24 protein-coding genes are annotated in these 16,213 nt (G+C 64.1%); 2 read left to right on the top strand and 22 right to left on the bottom strand.

The window, feature by feature from the left end:
- Window positions 1-76: 76 nt before the first annotated feature.
- The 4 genes from U6958_RS12320 to U6958_RS12305 all read right to left on the bottom strand — a co-directional run bounded on the left by U6958_RS12320 (window position 77) and on the right by U6958_RS12305 (window position 1,732).
- A complete protein-coding gene (locus U6958_RS12320) occupies window positions 77-277 on the bottom strand; it encodes a hypothetical protein (RefSeq protein ID WP_074923693.1) in 201 nt (66 codons plus the stop codon).
- A 44-nt stretch (window positions 278-321) separates the two neighbouring features.
- On the bottom strand, window positions 322-513 hold the full coding sequence (locus U6958_RS12315) for an H-NS family nucleoid-associated regulatory protein (protein WP_244160570.1): 192 nt from the start codon (window positions 511-513) through the stop codon (window positions 322-324).
- A 239-nt stretch (window positions 514-752) separates the two neighbouring features.
- Complete coding sequence (locus U6958_RS12310; protein WP_143044686.1) at window positions 753-1,220, bottom strand: hypothetical protein; 468 nt, start codon at window positions 1,218-1,220, stop codon at window positions 753-755.
- Entirely contained in the window at window positions 1,217-1,732 is a 516-nt protein-coding gene (locus U6958_RS12305; RefSeq protein WP_074923696.1) for an ImmA/IrrE family metallo-endopeptidase, read from the bottom strand. Before U6958_RS12305 ends, U6958_RS12310 begins: the two co-directional genes overlap by 4 nt.
- Window positions 1,733-1,915: 183 nt before the next feature.
- On the opposite strand from U6958_RS12305, the gene U6958_RS12300 reads away from it, so the two are divergent.
- Complete coding sequence (locus U6958_RS12300) at window positions 1,916-2,254, top strand: hypothetical protein (protein WP_074923697.1); 339 nt, start codon at window positions 1,916-1,918, stop codon at window positions 2,252-2,254.
- On the opposite strand, the gene U6958_RS12295 is transcribed toward U6958_RS12300, so the two are convergent.
- Window positions 2,251-3,639 carry a hypothetical protein gene (locus tag U6958_RS12295; protein ID WP_074923698.1) on the bottom strand — a complete coding sequence of 463 codons (1,389 nt, stop codon included), beginning with the start codon at window positions 3,637-3,639 and terminating at the stop codon, window positions 2,251-2,253. The two genes, U6958_RS12300 and U6958_RS12295, sit on opposite strands and share 4 nt — an antisense overlap.
- Between U6958_RS12295 and U6958_RS12290 the strand changes: the two genes are divergently transcribed.
- A complete protein-coding gene (locus U6958_RS12290; RefSeq protein WP_143044687.1) occupies window positions 3,638-4,270 on the top strand; it encodes a hypothetical protein in 633 nt (210 codons plus the stop codon). The genes U6958_RS12295 and U6958_RS12290 overlap by 2 nt on opposite strands.
- Before the next feature lie 13 nt (window positions 4,271-4,283).
- Here U6958_RS12290 and U6958_RS12285 read toward each other — a convergent pair whose 3' ends face one another.
- The 17 genes from U6958_RS12285 to U6958_RS12205 form a co-directional block, all read right to left on the bottom strand.
- The gene (locus U6958_RS12285; RefSeq protein WP_074923699.1) at window positions 4,284-4,940 is read right to left on the bottom strand and encodes a DUF6682 family protein; all 657 of its coding nucleotides are present in this window, start codon (window positions 4,938-4,940) and stop codon (window positions 4,284-4,286) included.
- 17 nt (window positions 4,941-4,957) lie between these two features.
- Complete coding sequence (locus U6958_RS12280; RefSeq protein ID WP_046988505.1) at window positions 4,958-5,413, bottom strand: hypothetical protein; 456 nt, start codon at window positions 5,411-5,413, stop codon at window positions 4,958-4,960.
- 51 nt (window positions 5,414-5,464) lie between these two features.
- Window positions 5,465-5,821 carry a hypothetical protein gene (locus U6958_RS12275; protein WP_016449980.1) on the bottom strand — a complete coding sequence of 119 codons (357 nt, stop codon included), beginning with the start codon at window positions 5,819-5,821 and terminating at the stop codon, window positions 5,465-5,467.
- Between the two features lie 59 nt (window positions 5,822-5,880).
- Window positions 5,881-6,915, bottom strand: a complete 1,035-nt coding sequence (locus U6958_RS12270; protein WP_074923700.1) for a N4-gp56 family major capsid protein — start codon at window positions 6,913-6,915, stop codon at window positions 5,881-5,883.
- Window positions 6,916-6,933: 18 nt separating this feature from the next.
- Complete coding sequence (locus tag U6958_RS12265; RefSeq protein WP_074923701.1) at window positions 6,934-7,890, bottom strand: hypothetical protein; 957 nt, start codon at window positions 7,888-7,890, stop codon at window positions 6,934-6,936.
- A gap of 31 nt (window positions 7,891-7,921) precedes the next feature.
- On the bottom strand, window positions 7,922-8,140 hold the full coding sequence (locus tag U6958_RS12260) for a hypothetical protein (protein ID WP_074923702.1): 219 nt from the start codon (window positions 8,138-8,140) through the stop codon (window positions 7,922-7,924).
- Between the two features lie 50 nt (window positions 8,141-8,190).
- Entirely contained in the window at window positions 8,191-10,398 is a 2,208-nt protein-coding gene (locus tag U6958_RS12255; RefSeq protein WP_074923703.1) for a hypothetical protein, read from the bottom strand.
- 1 nt (window position 10,399) lies between these two features.
- Window positions 10,400-11,845: a terminase large subunit domain-containing protein gene (locus U6958_RS12250; protein WP_074923704.1), complete on the bottom strand. Its 1,446-nt coding sequence runs from the start codon at window positions 11,843-11,845 to the stop codon at window positions 10,400-10,402.
- Complete coding sequence (locus tag U6958_RS12245) at window positions 11,842-12,543, bottom strand: hypothetical protein (RefSeq protein ID WP_083393680.1); 702 nt, start codon at window positions 12,541-12,543, stop codon at window positions 11,842-11,844. The genes U6958_RS12250 and U6958_RS12245 overlap by 4 nt, the downstream gene beginning before the upstream one ends.
- Before the next feature lie 38 nt (window positions 12,544-12,581).
- Window positions 12,582-13,211: a hypothetical protein gene (locus U6958_RS12240; RefSeq protein WP_143044688.1), complete on the bottom strand. Its 630-nt coding sequence runs from the start codon at window positions 13,209-13,211 to the stop codon at window positions 12,582-12,584.
- 26 nt (window positions 13,212-13,237) lie between these two features.
- The gene (locus tag U6958_RS12235; protein WP_074923706.1) at window positions 13,238-13,789 is read right to left on the bottom strand and encodes a hypothetical protein; all 552 of its coding nucleotides are present in this window, start codon (window positions 13,787-13,789) and stop codon (window positions 13,238-13,240) included.
- Window positions 13,790-13,865: 76 nt separating this feature from the next.
- The gene (locus U6958_RS12230; protein ID WP_074923707.1) at window positions 13,866-14,324 is read right to left on the bottom strand and encodes a hypothetical protein; all 459 of its coding nucleotides are present in this window, start codon (window positions 14,322-14,324) and stop codon (window positions 13,866-13,868) included.
- Window positions 14,321-14,698, bottom strand: coding sequence for a hypothetical protein (locus U6958_RS12225; RefSeq protein WP_074923708.1), 378 nt, complete (start codon window positions 14,696-14,698; stop codon window positions 14,321-14,323). Before U6958_RS12225 ends, U6958_RS12230 begins: the two co-directional genes overlap by 4 nt.
- Window positions 14,695-14,958, bottom strand: coding sequence for a DUF3310 domain-containing protein (locus U6958_RS12220; RefSeq protein ID WP_016449448.1), 264 nt, complete (start codon window positions 14,956-14,958; stop codon window positions 14,695-14,697). The genes U6958_RS12225 and U6958_RS12220 overlap by 4 nt, the downstream gene beginning before the upstream one ends.
- Entirely contained in the window at window positions 14,955-15,311 is a 357-nt protein-coding gene (locus U6958_RS12215) for a hypothetical protein (RefSeq protein WP_074923709.1), read from the bottom strand. Before U6958_RS12215 ends, U6958_RS12220 begins: the two co-directional genes overlap by 4 nt.
- Window positions 15,308-15,631 (bottom strand): hypothetical protein, encoded by a 324-nt coding sequence (locus U6958_RS12210; protein WP_244160567.1) that lies wholly within the window; start codon window positions 15,629-15,631, stop codon window positions 15,308-15,310. Before U6958_RS12210 ends, U6958_RS12215 begins: the two co-directional genes overlap by 4 nt.
- The gene (locus tag U6958_RS12205; RefSeq protein ID WP_244160568.1) at window positions 15,628-16,032 is read right to left on the bottom strand and encodes a hypothetical protein; all 405 of its coding nucleotides are present in this window, start codon (window positions 16,030-16,032) and stop codon (window positions 15,628-15,630) included. Before U6958_RS12205 ends, U6958_RS12210 begins: the two co-directional genes overlap by 4 nt.
- Window positions 16,033-16,213 lie beyond the last annotated feature (181 nt).

Raw genomic sequence — 16,213 nt, 5'->3', positions numbered from 1 at the left:
GGGGCTGGGGCGCGAACCCTGGGCGGGGGCGTGAAAAAGCCCGCGCGGGGCTCCTGCGTGAGGCCGGGGCGCCCGGCTACTCTTGACCCAGCGCGGCCAGCGTGTCCTGCAGCGTCTTGATCAGCCGCTCCACATCCTCAGGAGGCATATCGACCCAGGTGGTTGTGACAGCAAGGCCAGACTTGGTCTTTGCTGTGTGTTTGAGGCCGATGAGGGTCTGCCCGTTGAAGACGCGGGTGCGAACGTCGGTGTACTGAAGGAGAGGCACTGGAATCATGGCGCGATGGTGGCATGGAAAGCCCACTCATGGCAGCCTGTCGTTCAAATCTCGAAAGGCTTCCGGTCTCGGCCCTCGATCCACCGAGGAGCCCGACCACGGCCCGTCCAAGTCTCGCCGGTCTTGGGATTCCGATACCGCGCGTTTGGGGGCGTGTTCAGTGCGAAGAGATCGCCGACTTTGAGATCGTGGTGCTTCACTAGAGCCCGTGCTGCATCAATCGCATCGAGCCTCATGGCTCCATAGTACTCAGCGATCTTGGCGTCCAATGCTGCTCGCTCCCGCATAAGAGCTTTGTACTTCGAGGACATGTGTTCAGTGCTCCGGCCAGAAATGTGCACCGTTCCGGGTCTGGGTTGCAGAGGGAAATTCCCTCCTCTCCCTGAACCGGGGCTCACCCTGCGGAGGGGCAAGCGACGTGCCCAGCTTAGGGCGGCCCAGAAACGACGAAGCCCGCGCGGGGCGGGCTTGTTGACTATTTCGCGCTCTTAAGAACCTCGGACAATAGTTTCACGACAGCGCTACTAGGAAGCATGTCGCTCAAGTCGTCCTTCTTGTCCTCGCCTTTTTTTTCCTCACTCTTTTTTTCAGCAGGAAAAATTGCCCTGATAAGTACAGTCATCAGAATAGTGGCTGGCGTGAAAAACGCGAACAAGATCAGTATTGTTTGCCATCCAAACATTCGGGCACTCATGCAAACAAAAGTTATTGCACCACCGATAAACAGTGATGCAGCTGCAGCGAGTACGAAATAGAACGAATGGACTCTGGACGAGTAGGCAAAATTCAGATCCCGAAGCTTCGCGTTGTCCACTGCGATCGATCCAGGATCAAGACCACGCTCAATAGGATCCGAAATCGAACCTGGATCAGCCTTTGCTGGCGGCTTAAGACCTCCGGCACCGTTTTCCAGTGCCGGCGGGACTGGCGGGATATCCGTCATGTAGACGACAATAGCCCGAGGTTGACAAGGCGCCAGCGCATGGCCGAAGCCGAAACACCGAACCGAGAAGCCAAGTCTTGAACGGTCTTAACACCATGCTGTGTGATTGCGCTGTTCACCATGCTCTCAGGCATCAGCAATTCCGCCGCAAACCGGTTGGCCTCAACTTCCTCCGGTTGATGCACACGGCCAGTGAAAGTCTCTGTCGTGTCGCGGAACAGGGTCCGTCCATCCGCCATGTGACCAGAAGCGTAGTGACCGATCTCGTGGGCGATCGTGAACCGCTGACGCTCACGACCTTCCGTCAGAGCGTTGTAACGGCAATAGAGCTGCGGCTGTGTCGCACCGGCTGGGGTGTGCCAGTGGAGCGCGCCGCTCAGCCCTTTCTTCACATCGGCGTCTGTCAAGGGCACAACCTTCATGCCCAAGCCCTCAGCGATCAGCTTGGGGTCAACAGGAAGTACACCGTTCCAGAACCGATCCAGAAGGGACGACGCAGACACTTTTTCCATGGCGGCCTCCTTTCTTGATAGTCGGGTTCATGTGTATATCTGTACAGAAAAATTGTATCAGTAATAGCTAAACTTGTTTACCTAATTCCCCCGTCCGAGCCTTGCCCCGTAACACCTCTTACGTGGATGTGCGATGCACGGTTGCATGCCCGGGCGGTTACATTTGCGCCCAGGAGGACCCCCATGCACATCACTGGCTCCATCGCCGCCCTGCTCCTGTCAACGCTCGCCGCCCCCGCCCTGGCCGCCAACATGGCCACGTGCCTCCTCGACAAGCTCCCGGGCACGCAGAACGATGTCGCAGCCCAGGCGGTGTTCCAAGTCTGCAGCGCTGAGCACCCGGGCGGGATTCAGGCCGTGCCCCAGGGAGATGGCCGGGGCATGCTGGGGTTCAAGTCTGGGCCAGAGTGCACAGCGAAGAAGGCGGGGGACACGCGGAGCACTGCCGCAGCCCAGATCATTGGCAGCGCCTGTATCCGCCTCTATGACGAACCGAACTTTTTCGACAAGTTCCACCGCTAGCGCCCAAGGATCGAGCGCGACGCGCCGCTGCCGTACTTCGCATCGAACTCTGCGGCGCGTTGAGGGTCTGCTCGCAAAGCAGCGATTGCGCCCTCCGGCACTCCGGAGTTCTGCGACATAGGCACCTGCTCCACCTGCCCCGTGGTCTCGTTATAGCGGACGACGCTGCCCATGGTGGTCGAGCCGTCCACGTTCTTGGTGGTGGGCGTGACCTTGAGGTTCCAGCGGTCGGGCTGCGCGGTGCCCTCCAGTTCGCGCAGGCGCTGGACCAGCGGCACGCGGTTCACTGCATTGGGCTCCTGTGCCACCTGATTGCGCAACGCTTCCACGATGCTCTGGCGCCGGTTCGTGAAGCCCTGCGTTTCCCGGTCCATGTTGATCCGCTGCTGGTCCAGGCCGGCCTGCATGCCGGCGCGCTGGTTCTGCCCCTGCTGCTGGAGTAGAGCCTGATAGATGGAGGTGGCGCGTTGCAGCGATGCGGGGTCGCGGCCCACGGCACGGTCAAAGCCACGCTGGGCGCCCAGCTCGGACGCCACGATGCTCGGGGCGCGGCGGATACCGAGCGTGCCACCGGACAGGCTCATGGATGGGCCAGGCTCGGGCGATGCGATCTGCCCCGAGGCACGCAGACGGGCCATGGATTCGATGTTGCCCTGCGCGGCCAGGTTGTCGGCGGCGCCCATGTTCTGCGCGCTGGGGCCATTGCCCAGGGCACGGGCCACCATTGGGTTGTCCATGATGCTGAAGCCAGGCCGGTCGCTGCCCCAGGGCTTGATGCCTGCAGCCTGGACCAGCGGGCCGCCGAAGCCAGAGGGCGCGGCGCCAGCGGGTAGCGATGTGACGGAGCCACGCGGCGCGGAGCCGTTGATCGAGATGTCCCCGGCCACATCGGTGCCGGAGTAGCTGTTGCCGATGCGGGAGACGTTGGAGGTGGTGGTCGGTGCTGCAGCGGGTGCTGGTGCTGCAGCAGGTGCGGGGGATGGTGTCACCGGGTTGTCCAACGCAGCCTGCACCAGGGGCGACACAGGCCGGGCCATGGGCGGCGGCGTGGCGCTCGGGCTGTCGGCATTCGCGGCGCCGGCCAGTGCAGCACCACCGGCCACCACGGGCGCATAGGGAGCAGCGGCCTGTGCGGCCTGACCCACTCCGGACATTGCAGGCTGGGCCGCACCGAAGGCCCGGGCGACCAGGCCGGTACCACGCAGGGCCGCTCCGGGGATCGCGCCCACGCTGGGCAGCGCGGCCAGGTTGCGGCCGATGTCGTTGTTCAGGATGTTGCCTTGCGAGCCATCCGCTGCCGGGGCCTGCCGCTGGCCGCCAGTTGGGATCTGGCCCACCAGAGCATCACGTCGGCGGGCTTCTTCGAGGAAAGGATTGGTGGCCATGAGCGTTCCTTGGTTGCTTCATGGCAGTGTGCGGATATGCTCTCGGCGCGTCGAACCCCAGTGGGGGCATCAACAATCATTCAGGGAGCGTATTCGGATGACAACAACAGTTCTGCCGCTGTGGCTCGAATTTATCAAGGCCGTGGCACCACTGCTTGCAGCCTTGCTCGCGGCTGGAGTTGGTGCTTGGGTCGCGCACAAGTTCGGACGAATTCAGGAAAGCATTGCTCGACAACAAGCCGAGACCGCAAAAGCCTCATCAAGCACCGCCAGGAACAAACTCAAGCTTGACTTATTCGACCGGCGAATGGCAATTTACAAAGCAGCGGCAGATGCGATTTCGATAGCAGGGCGGCAAGGCGACTTCAGCACAGAAAACGAATACACCTTCGAATCTGGTGTACAGGGGGCGCGCTGGCTTTTTGGCAATGACGTGGTCGCCTACATAGAAGACGAACTTCGCCCACTGTTTGGTCGAATAAGGTACGCTGCGTCAGTTCTTGAGGATCAAGAGAGTGAACAGGGCAAACAAAAGGCCGCAGTACAAAAATCGAAAATCATTATTGAGCTTATGAATCACAGAAGTAAAGTTGATTCTGTCTTTGCTGAATACCTCAGACTTGAGACTTAGCTCCGCTCAAAGATCAAGCCAGCGGCCCCGGCACAGCCACCTCGCGCGACCGCACCCATTCCTCATTGCGCCCGCTGGCCTTGCGCCCGAACTCTTCCTCGAAGCGGCGCAGGCAGACGGCGGCCTTGGCATCGTTGTAGAGCTCTGTGTCCTGGGTGCTGTAGGCTCGGTAGAGCATCCACTCGACCAGGGCCTTGTGCAGCTCCGGGCGGATCTCTGGCTTGTCGATGTCACAGCGCATTGGCTTGAGGGGCAGCCGCTGCACGGTCAGCCGGATCTCGCCGGCCGCTGCAGGCGTGGGCCACAGGTGCAGCCGGCCCGTGGTCATGCCGGTGATCAGGCGCTGCGGAACGTCCTGGCGTTCCTGGAACTGCCAGCCCGGCATGATGCAGTCCATCTCGTCCACGTTGAGCACTTCGACAGCCTGGCCAGCCACGAAAGCGCGCAGCACGCGCACCACCTGCGGGGCCAGCGCCACGGACTCGGCGCCTGCCGCGAACGCCACCTTGCACATGGGCGAAGTGGAATCGCGCAGCAGCTGGGCGCGGCGGCACGCCTCCTCCTGGGCCTCGTTGGCGTAGATCGTCAGGATCGGGTCCCGGCACAGCGGATCGGGCTGGCCATCGTCGGCCTGTGCCCGATACAGCTGGATCATCTCCTGGAGGTTCATGGCGGGCCTCGGTTCGATTACTGGGTTTCAGCCAGCACGCCCTTGAGCCACGCGCCGCCACGGGGGTTGCGGTCTTCGACGACAGTGAAGGGGTAGCGCAGGCCGTGGCGCTGACGCAGGTTATTCATGGCCTCGCCCATGCGGGCGTCGATCTTTTGATCGAAGTCGGTGCGCTTGGCCCGTGCCAGACGCTCCACGAACTTGCGCTTCACGGTCTGCGGCGTGCCACGACGGAAGTATTGGGAAACGCCGTTCACGCCCACCAGCACCATGTCCATGTCGTTCTCGTCGGTGGACTCGTAGACCATGACCGTGACAGGTTCGTTCATGAAGGCCTCGAGTTCCAGCGCACCTTCGGGGAGCGGCTTGTCGACGACCTCGACGTCGCCCTGGCCGATCTCACCGATCTGGACGGTGGATTCCTTGCCGAGGTACTGGTTGGTTGCATCCACAGCGGTGGTGTTGCGTGCCATGCGTTTCTCCTGAAATGAGGGGTTTCGCCCGGCGCTGGGCCGGGCTTTGGTTCAGACCTGGGCGACGTAGTACAGCGTCTGGGACGCCACCACGGCTGCCAAGGTGGCGTTCTGGGAAACGCGGAAGCCGCGCGGATCGGTCTTCACGCCAGCCGATGCGGACAGCGTGCGTGCGCCGTCAGCAGCAGCCTTGAAGGCAGAGTTCTCGGCCATGCCCGCATACCATTCGATGCAGACGCCGCTGGAGCTTTGCAGACGCACATAGCGCGGTTTGAAGCCCACGGGGAAGAAGAGATCGTCACCGGCCACGATGGTGGTGGCGTCCAGGACGACCTTGCCCTGGGCAAAGCCAGGCGTGCCTTGGTCGTCCGAGCGGGTGCGGGTCTGGCCCGCAACGTTGTCAGCCATGATGTGCTCCTTGTCGGTTCAATGGGTTGGAGGTGGGAGCGCCTGCGCGCCCCCATGCGTCAGGCCAGCGCAGAGACACCGGTCTCGACCACAGCCATCCAGCCTTCGTTGAGCAACGTGCAGTTCATGTAGAACCGCGTGCCCACGTAGCCGCGCTGGCCCATGGGATCGCTCTTGTCTTTCTGGCTGGCGGGGATGTAGGTGGGGTCCAGCGCGTTGTCACCGCGCAGAGCCACTTGCCCCCAGGCGTCTTCACCCACCACGATGAACGGGTACACGTCCACATTGGTGCCGCCCATCAGGCCAGTGCTGCCGATGGCCGCGCCAGCGTTGGCATAGGGAGCCAGTTCGGGAGAGGTGATGAACCGGAAGTTCTCCACGCTGCCCAGCTCGTACTGGCTCACGACCTTGCGGTTTCCGTACTCGGCCACAGGCGTGAACTTCGGCAGATCGCGGATATCCGACTCGGCGTCGGTATGCACGAAGACCAGGTACGAGGCCTCGACAGGCGACGTGCTGATCATGGGCGATGGCGCCAGGATGCCGGTCACGCGCTTGGAGTGGTTCGCCTGCAGGTTGCGGCTGACCTTGCGAAGCAGGTTCGAGGTGATCTTCCCGCTGACAGCATTGCGCGAGGAGCCGCCAGAATAGAAGGCGTTGGCGCAGCTCTTGATCACGCCGTAGCGGATCATCTCGCGCAGCAGGCCCACACGCTCGCCGCACTGCTTCTTCATTTCGGCGGGCACATCGTCCTCGTAGGTGTCGGCCACGCGGTTGGTCAGCTGGTACAGGCAGCCGAACTCGCGCAGCTTCACCTCGATGTCCTGCGGCACCAGGGAGTCGGCCGAGGGCGTCACGCCTTCCTGCAGCTCGTGAGCATTGACGCTCACCAGAGGGCGGTTGATGGTGTTGAAGTCCGCCGCCGTGGCGCCATAGGGCAGGTAGCGCCGATAGACGATGGTCTGGCCCACATTGCGCGGCATGGCGCTCTGCTTGCCCGTGATACCCAGGACTTCGACGCCGACGGCGTGGCCCAGGATCTCACCCTTCAGTTTGCCGATTCGCTCGGCGGGATTTCCGGTCGTGAAAGTCACGATGTTCTCCTTTCGGCCTCATCGGCCAACCACCGACTTGAAGCCGGCAATGAATGCTTCCTGTTCGGTCGGCGCGGTCTGGGGGCGCTGTGCGTTGCCTGTGGGCGTAACGGCAGCCTGGAGCCGTGCGCGGCCCTTCGCTGCCTTGTCGGCGGCGGTGGCGCGGGCGGTGACCCAACTGTCGTACTTGCCCAGCAGGGAGCCCATGCCGTCGGCTGTGACCATGTCGGCGAACTCCTGCTGCACCTGCTCCCCCTGCGAGGTCAGCCACAGGTTGAACTCCTGCGAGCTGATCTTTTCGCGCCAGCCTGCGTTTGTGCGGTCCAGCACGGCCATCTCCACCACCATGGGGTCGAGCTCGGCCTGAGCTGCATGTGCGCCGCCCGTGGCCACGGGTTGCTGCACTTCAGCCGGCGGGGCTTCCTGGCGGGGCTGCTGGCCTGCGACCATGTGGCGTACCAGCTGCACGACGTCGGGGTAGTCCTGCTCCAGCTGCTTGAGCTCCGGGGGCAACTCGGGCGCCGGGACTGGCGTCGGAGTTGGCGCGGGCGCCGGGGCTTGGATGCGGCTGTTGAGCTCGCCGATCTTCCCGTTGGCCTTGCGCAGCTGCTGCTCGAGCGTTTCCACCTTGGCCGCACTGCCCAGCAGGCGCTTGAGCTCGCTTTGCTTGTAGCCCTCGAACACCACGGGGTCGTCATCGACTGCAGCCTGCTCCGGCTGGGCTTGCTGCCCCTCGGGTGCGGGCGGAGCGTCAGCGCCGTCCTGTGGTGCATCGCTGGCCTGAGGCGCTGCGGCTGCGGGCGCTGGTGCGGGGGCTTCTGCAGGTGCCGGCGCGGGCGCTGCACCAGCCTCGGCCGATGCATCCGAAGATGCTGCGGCGGGGGCCGGCGGCGGCTCCGTTCCGGTCACGCTGGCAAAGGCCTGCTCGAAAGCTGCCCGCTCTTGCGCCTGTTCCTGCTGTTGTTGCGGATCCATGCGTCATGCACTCCTGTGTGTCATGCCAAGGTCAGTAGCTCTCGCCACCAGCGTCGGCGGGTTGTGCCTGGGCTGACGGGGCCAGCGCAAGCAGTTCTTTCCAGGCCGCGATGCGCCCACGCACTTCAGCGGTGCGCAGCGCGTCCATGGTTGGGCTGTCGTTCTTCTTGCGCAGGGTGTCGATCTGCGCGTTGGCATGGCGCTCGATGGCGCGCCATGTCGGTGAGGTGAAGTCGATGCCCTGTGTCATGGAGGCCAGTGTTCCGGGAAGCGGCACCTCTGACGAACCCTGGCCGGGGGTCAGCCCCGCGCGCCGTCAGCGGCCGGTGTCTCGATGCCCTGGCGCACGCCCAGCAGGGGGCTGTCTGGGCGCAGCGGCGTCAACGGGTCGGTGTTGTTGGGCATGGCGCCAGGGTCGGGCTGCTGCTCGGGCGTGACCCAGCCGCCCTGCGGCACGATGGGTGCGGCGTCCTGGTCCTTGAAGCCCACAGATCGGGCCAGGCCGTCGGCCAGAGGCGCGACAGCAGGATTGCCGGCGATGCCCATGCCCGTCTGCACGCTGCTGTACAGCGTCTCCATGCCGATGTTGGTGGCGTCGGCATCGGCCTTGCGCGCCTGGGCCGCCAGCAGCTGGGCCTTGGCCTGCACCGTCGGGTCCTGGCCCTGCTGGGCGCGCTGGGCCTTCTGCTCGTCCGTGTACTGGAAGTTGGTGGGATCCAAGCGCTGGCCCTTGCACAGCTCGGCCGCCAGCTTGGCGGGGTCCAGCTCATAGATGGGATTGGCCGACACCTGCAGCAGCGTCATCAGGAACTGCTGCTGGGCGTCCCGCTCCACCAGTGCCGAGCTGGCGCGCACGTCGATCTGGAAGTCGCCCTTGATGGACTCGTCGTCCGAGTAGGTCATCATCCAGTCGAAATACCGCTGGATGTGCGGACGGGTCATGTAGTCGTCGAAGCGCTTGGCCAGGCGCCGCAGCACGCTGGTGGCGTTGTTGTTCTGCATCTGCATGCCGCCCAGGGTGTTGGGCGCATCGCCGCGGATGCCCTGCAGCATGGCCGGCATGCCTGTCGTGTCCTCGGCCATCTTCAGGGCGAAGTTGATGATGTTCATCAGGGGGGCCTGAACGCTGGGCACCACGAAGGCATTGAAGGCGGCGCGCACGTCTGAGGCATCCGCATCGGCTTCGGCGCGCCAGACCTTGCCGGGGCGCAGGGAGAAGCTGTTGTCCTGCGGGGTGATGCCGTTGCCGATGACGATCTGCGGCGAGGCCGAGAGACCGGCGTTGTCCATCATGGCGCGGGCCGAGCCGTTGAGCATGCGCTGTGCCGTGCGGATCTGGCGGCTGATGCCGACACCCCAGGGCATGCCCGGGCGGCGCTGCCAGGCCAGGACGTCATAGGGGAACTCGCCATCCTCCTGGGGGCTGAGCACGACCTTGACCAGGCGGTCGTTGATCATCACCGCCATGGTGGGCACGCGGTCCTCGTCGCCCTCCTCCATCTCCACGCCCAGGCGCGCCAGGTGCTCGCGGGCGCAGTGGCCGTAGAAGATCCACATCTCGAACTCGTCCTCACCCGGCCGATAGACGGCCTCGGTGCCCTCGCGGGTGCGGGCAGGGCCTTCGCGCAGCGCGGCCAGCAGCTCGGCAGTCTCATAGCTGGGATCGGCCGCCATCTCCTTGATCTGGCGCCGGCCGATGTGCTCGCGCTCCCAGGTGTAGCTGCCGTTGTGGATGTTCTCTCCGCAGGACGGGTCCGGGAAGAAGTTCCAGACGTCGATGCGCTTGGAGCCTGGCTTGATCTCGTCCACCTTGATGAACTCGGTCAGGCCCGTGGCCGGGTCTTTGCGCGTCATGCGTGCCGTGCGCGTGATGGGGAACGGGCCCTTGAGCACGCCAGAGCCGATGCGCGCGGAGTCCTCGATGACCTGGCGCACCTCGCCGTGCCAGTTGCTTTCCACCAGCGGGTCCTCGATGGCCTGCTGCATGCGCTCAGCGGCTTCCTTGGCCTCGGCCGCCTGGGCAGCCATCTGCGCGTGCACGGCAGCGGGGTCCGTGGCGCCCATGGCCTGGGCCAGCATGGTCAGCTGCGGCCCGCTCAGGCGCGGCAGAGGCGTCGGCTTGATCTCCCAGGCCCTGTCATCCGTGGGCAGCAGCATGTCCGCCACGCGCGCGCTGGCCGCATCGGTGTAGGGGCGCGTGATGTTCAGGAACACCACCGACCGGGCCGGGCCCTGCTGCTTGGGCTGGCCACCGATCATCGCCGCCTTGCGGCTGCGGTACAGCTGGTTGGCGTTCTGGAAGTTGCGGTTGGCGTCGTCGATGCCCTGGTAGTGCTCCTCGTCCTCGGTCCACTCCTCCTCGATGCCCGAGCCGGCACGGCCGGCAATGGCCTCGCGGCGCTTGGACAGGAGCGTCAGGACGAACTCGGCGCGCAGGTCGCGCTGGGGCTCGCCGCTGTCGTCGCGCTGCTGGGCCAGCAGGCCCCCATGGTTGGTGGTGGCTTGCATGTCAGTACCCTATCTCGTTGTCCAGTGGCTGCCAGGCCGAGGCTGCAGCGCGGGCCGGGGCCGGCCGCACGATGGCCTTGCGCTTCATCATGAGGGCGTAGCGCGTGGCGCTCATCAGGTCGTCCTGCTTCTTCACGACCTTGCCGTCCTCGCGGTGGTACAGGCGGAACTCGCTGAACCAGTCCTCCAGGTGGGCGAACACCTTGAGCCGGCCGGTCTGCATGCGCTGCAGCATCTCCATCAGCCCAGCCTCGACGCCGTTGCTCCCGTCCTCGAAGGTGGCGCGGTCCTTGAGCATCTTCAGCCCGGCCTTCGCGTACTGGACGGCCAGCTGCTCGCCGCTGCCCTTGTCGTGCTGAAGGCCGTCGTGGGGCCAGGCCGTGGGCACCCAGTCGCCCCAGGCCTTGATGGTTGCGGCATGCAGAATGGGCGTGGCTTCCTTCTGGCGGTGGCCCTGCGTCACATAGAGGCAGTCGCTGTCCCGGTCCCAGGCCAGCTGCACGGCGGCCGTGGGGTGATCCCAGCCGAAGTCCAGGCCGTTGATGCGCACCCAGTGAGCGGGGATCGGGAAGGGCTGCACCTTGATGCTGTCCTCTTCCACGGGGAAGATCCGGCCGCTGCCCAGCGTCGGGATGCCCTTGGAGCGTGCCTCCCGCTCGTGCGCCGGGTAGCTGGCGACGATGGACTGCTTCTGCTCCAGCGTGTAGTGATCCACGTCCCAGATGGTCATGCTGGTGACGTGCCGGGCCTTGGCGCCAGGATCGTCTGCCTCAGGCATCAGGAAGCGCATCACCACGTCCGACATGCCCAGCAGCGGGGTGAAGGTGGTCTGCGCGAACTGACCGCGCTGGCCGTTGTTGGTCCGGGTCAGGCCCTCGGCATAGATGTCCTGCGGAGGCTCCTCGTCGAACCAGACGCCGTCCACGGTCGGGCCCTGCCACTTCTCGCGGCCCTTCTCGTAGGACTTGAAGGCGATGATGGATTCGCCGGACTGCACATCGCCGCCACCGCCCCAGCGGATCACGGCGCTGTCCAGCAGGTTGGCAACGCCCATGGCGCGCGTGGTGGCCTTGATGGCATCGCGCGGCACCATGCCCGTGCCCCAGGCATCCACCGTGGCCGGCGGGCCCAGCAGCATGCGCTGCGGGTTGTCGCGCGTGGCTTCACTGGTCACGGAGCCGGCCCAGAAGGTCACGGGCTTGGCAAAGGTGGCACCGTCCCACCAGTCCGGATACCGCCCCGTCAGGTGCATGGCCCACTCGGCGCCGCCGGCCTTGGTCTTGCCGAGCTGGTTGCCGGCCATGAACAGGCGCTCGCTGAACGATGCGCCAGCGCGGTGGAACTCTCGCTGCTTGCCGTAGGGGCCGTACTGGTCCAGCTGCCGCGCCGCCAGTTCCCGCTCGATCATGGCCAGCATGGCGGCCTGCTTCTCGGGAGAGAGGTTCATGCACGCGCCCTCACCGCATCACGCATGGCCAGCAGCTCAGCCGTGGTCACGCTCTCCATGCCCTTGGCCGGTGGCTCGGGCATCTCGTCACGGATGCCATAGGCCTGGCGCTCCAGCCCGATGAGCACGCGCAGGGATTCGGACAGCGACCGCATGGTGCTGCTGCGGTTCGCCAGGCTGGAGGCCTTGCCCGCCGCCTCGGCCAGCTTACCGCGCTGCTCCTTGGTCAGTTCCTCGGCCGGGGCGCTGCGCAGGATGGCAGCCACGTCGCTCAGCAGCTTCGGGCTCGCGCTCTGCTGCTCCAGCTCGTCCATGAGGCCCATGCAGATGCGCCGGCACCGCACGATGTCGCCACGCTCTGCCAGACGCACGGCCGCCTGAGTCGTGGCAGCCGCGTCCACCGTCTCCCGCTCTGCTGCAGGAGACGCATTGTTAACCGGGGTGTTAACCAGGGCCGCGTTAACCAGTGCGTCGGCCTTGGATTGGATCTTGGCGGTCAGGTCTCGCGTCCATCCCAGCTTCTTGGCGCGCTTGGAGATGTTGACGTGGCTGGTGCCGGAGCCTTCTGCGATTTCGCGCAGGCTCTTGATGCCGGCCCGGTAGTCCAGCTCGATGCGCTCCCAGTCAGGGGAGCGGGGGCCGGGGGCTGCGCCCCCTGCGCTGGGGGCTTGATCGGGAACTGCGGGTTGGGAAGGCATGCCCGGAGTTTCCCGGGCGCGTGTCTTCTAGGCGAACCCTAGCCGGGGGCACCTGATTTTTGAAGCGCAGCCTCGAGTTGTTGAAGATCCTGCTGTGCGATGGCTGCCAATTTTTCTTCAGCCATGTGGCATGAATCAATAATGTGCTCCAGCATTTCTCGCTCATTTAGTTCTTGGCCAAACACTTTTGTCAAAGGAATGACCTCTTCGAGAAATTCCTTGTCTGTAATAAATATTGGCGCTATGGATAATTCTGTTTCCAGCTCAAATAGAACATCCTCAAATTTTGCCCACAGCTCTTTGTCTACGGAAGGCGCTTCATGCTCAGTCTTGAGCATGGCATAGACCACTCTTCTTGTTCCTAGGAAAGCGCGGAGCAACTTAACGTATTTTTCTTCTCTTTTTGACCATCTCTGCTGCATAAGCCAGCCGCGATCATTTACTGCGCGCCGGACCTCCTCCGTGAGATGCGTGGTTTTTTCCAGTTGGCTCTGCAGTTGTTCGAAACGATCCGTTGTCGCGTCTATTTCTGCAGTCTTTCTGAAATATGCGCCGAAATAGGCTCCACCTATTGCGCCAATGATAGATACGGCCACCCATAGCCAAATTGGCAGCCCAAGTTCCGCAACTATGGCCTTCGCAATAGCTTCTATCTGATCAGGTGTCATGTACTCCTCCATGAATGGCGAGGATGTTACTGGACCATCGCACCCGCCAGCAGGTCCATCTGCGGGCTCGGCGCAACCCTGCGGCCTTCCAGCGCCTTGAGCTTGCCTTCCAGCTCCTTGATGCGCGCGGCCATCTCGCGGCGGGTGGCGGCCTGCTGGAGCTGGATTTCCTGGGCCAGCAGGCCAACGTCATGCTGCAGCTGGAGGTTGCTGTGCTGCATGGCGTTGCCCTGAAGGCGGATAGCGATGTTCCGAAGCTCGCGCGGCCAGACCCGCATCTGCTGGTCCCCGACCTCGATCAGGGTCATGCCGTCTTCCAAGTCAGTGACGGAGGTCGGCCGCGGCGCCCCTGGGCCCTTGACCAGCTCGTAGACGCCATCGGTGGTGCGGCGCAGGATTCCGTCCTCGCTGATCATCCGGGAGACGTGGTCGTCGATGATGTGATAGCTCTTGCCGGTCAGCTCCATGAGCCGCTGGCGTGTGATGTTCTGGCCCAGGTGCGCCATCTCCTGGATGTGGTCCCAGATGATTTCGCGTGTGGTGCGGTCGCCGATTTGCGGCGTGGTGGTGGTGGTCAATGGCTTCTCCCGGTAGACTATTGCTTGCTCAGGACGACAGTCCGGGATCGCCCGCCTCGCGCGGGCTTTCCTTTTTTCAGGGCATGTGCAGGGCTCCCCTGATCTGGCGCATCTGTTGATCGGACCACTGCACGGCGGCGACCGCGATGCCGTTGCGGTCCAGATCGATCAAGCCGTCGAAGACCTGGGCGGCCTGGCGCGCGATCTGCAGCTCTGGCCCGGACAGGCCCACCCTCTTCTTCTCGCGCAGGCGCTGGCACACGGCTGGGTAGGTGTTGAGCTGGGCGGCGATGGCTGCCTCTGCTTCGGTGGTCAGGGGCTCGCCGTCCTCCCACAGCAGCCTAAACATCTGGCTGTAGGTAAAGCCGGTCTCAATCCAGTCCCAGAGATCCGCCACGGTGGCCGTGCCGGTCTCCAGCCGCTGCACCAGGTCGTGGTGGGCGACCTTCGCGCTCAGCTTCGTGGACGGGGCCAGCTTGGGGCGCCAGAACTTGGGCAGTTGCGCGGGCGCGCAGTGTTGGTGGTGGCGTTTCATGGGCGGGGCTCCTCCTGGCGGCAGGGATCAGGCTTCCAGGTCATGCGCCTGGCCTTGATGGTTCTCTTGCCCAGGGCGATGGCCCGGAGCACACGGTGTCGGCCGTCGGCGATGGACCCCATCCAGTCCAGCAGGATCGGGCAGTCCAGGTCGGCATCCATGCACTGCTTCACGTGCCGAGCCAGGCCCAGCATGTCGCAGTCCCGCCAGATCACCTGGTCCAGATCGATCCCGGCCAGCGGCATGTCGAACACGGGCAAGTCCTTCGTGTCGTCCAGAAGCCTGGCCACGGAGTACCAACCGCCCTTGCCGTCGTGGTAGTAGTCCTGCAGGGGCTCGTTTTCTCTGAACTTGACCTTTGGTGGCTTCTTCATGCCTGCGCCCCCTTCCCCGCCCGCACCATGTCGGCCAGCTCGTCAGCAGGCTTGATGCCGTACTGCAGCTCCAGTGCCAGCTGGGCGTAGTGGATGACCTTGCGCAGATCCTCGGCGCCGTTCTTGGCCTTGTGCCTGGTGGCGTACTTCACGATGTTGCCCTGGAAGAAATCAAGGCCGTTGGCGTGGATGTACTGGATGGGCTGGATGGGGCAGTCCTTGTAGTGGGTGCCGCCTGCTTGGGTGTTGAGGGCGCTCATGCTTGCTCCTTCGGCGCTTGATCCGCAGCACAGCGCAGGATGGCCAGGCGCATGCGGTCAGCGCGCTGGGATTCGCCGGGCACGTCTTCGACAAACTGCTGCCCCGGCCCAACGTACCCATCAACGCTGGCGCAGACCCATGGATGGTTGTCTGCCGGGTGGTTGTGCTCCACGCTGATGCGCAGGGCGGCGGCCAGCCAGAAGCTCTGAGCCATGTCGATGTTTGGCTCGTAGGCTTCTCCGTAGCTGTCTACGAAACTGACCTCCCAGCCGTCATCGATGCGGCGGATGGGCACGCCAGCGGCCTTTGCAGCTGCCTCGATCATCTGGTCGATGGTCATGCCGGCGCTCATGCTGCGTCTCCTGTCTTGGCTGCGGCCTGGGAATCAATTCGCTCCAGCACTTCACGGAACTTTTGCCGCTCCGAAACCAGGAGTGCGTATTCGCCCCCGCCAACGTACTCAAGGTCCTCTTCCAGAACTCGCCATGCCTCCCGCAGGGCCTTGTTCTCTGCGTCCAGGCGGCGCAGCTCGGCGTCAACGCTCGCAACCACAGTCGCGTCCATCTCCACGAATCGGCGGTCGGTGCCAATCCGGCCATGGTCGAACGCCATGGCCACATTCAGTAGCGCAGACAACTTCTGCGCATCGCTCTGTGTCTCTGTCTTGCTCATGCGGCCTCCTGGACAAAAGCGCGGACGACATCAGCCAGGCGCTGGCCGGCGTACATCATTCGCTGGGAAACGATCTGGTCACGGTGGCATTTGCAGCCGCCGTTCGTGTGCATGCCCTGCGGGCGCTTCACCAAGCAACCGCCATCCCTGCAACCCGACTGCGAGCTCATCGAGTCGCGCAATTTGTCGTACTCGGCCAGTGCATTGGCGATGTCCTGACGCTGCTTTTGAATCAGCTCCTCAACGGTCTTCTGGCTGAAAAGCGCAAGATCCTCTTCGTCGCAACGACGGCCGCTCACGCACCATTCGCCCGATGTACCCAGGTAGTGCTGGTCCTCAACATCCATGAATGCATCCGGCTCCGGCAGCTGCACGCCGGCTTTCTCGTGTGTCTTGCTCATTGCCCCACTCCTTTGTTTTTCACAAAACCAATCAGCCCTCGGTACTTCGGCGCCATGGCCACCGAACGTTCAATCAAGATTCGCTGGTAGTCGAACCATGCGGCCCTGGGTGTCTCTCCCCTGCCCACGTCGCGGAGTCCGTCGCTTCCGAGTGGACCGAGACACGACCAAGCGCCAAGGC

The sequence above is a fragment of the Delftia lacustris genome (assembly GCF_040267515.1).
Taxonomy (GTDB): Bacteria; Pseudomonadota; Gammaproteobacteria; order Burkholderiales; family Burkholderiaceae_C; genus Comamonas; species Comamonas tsuruhatensis.
The sequence above is the reverse complement of the archived record's forward strand: the minus strand, read 5'-3'. Positions and strand labels throughout refer to the sequence as shown.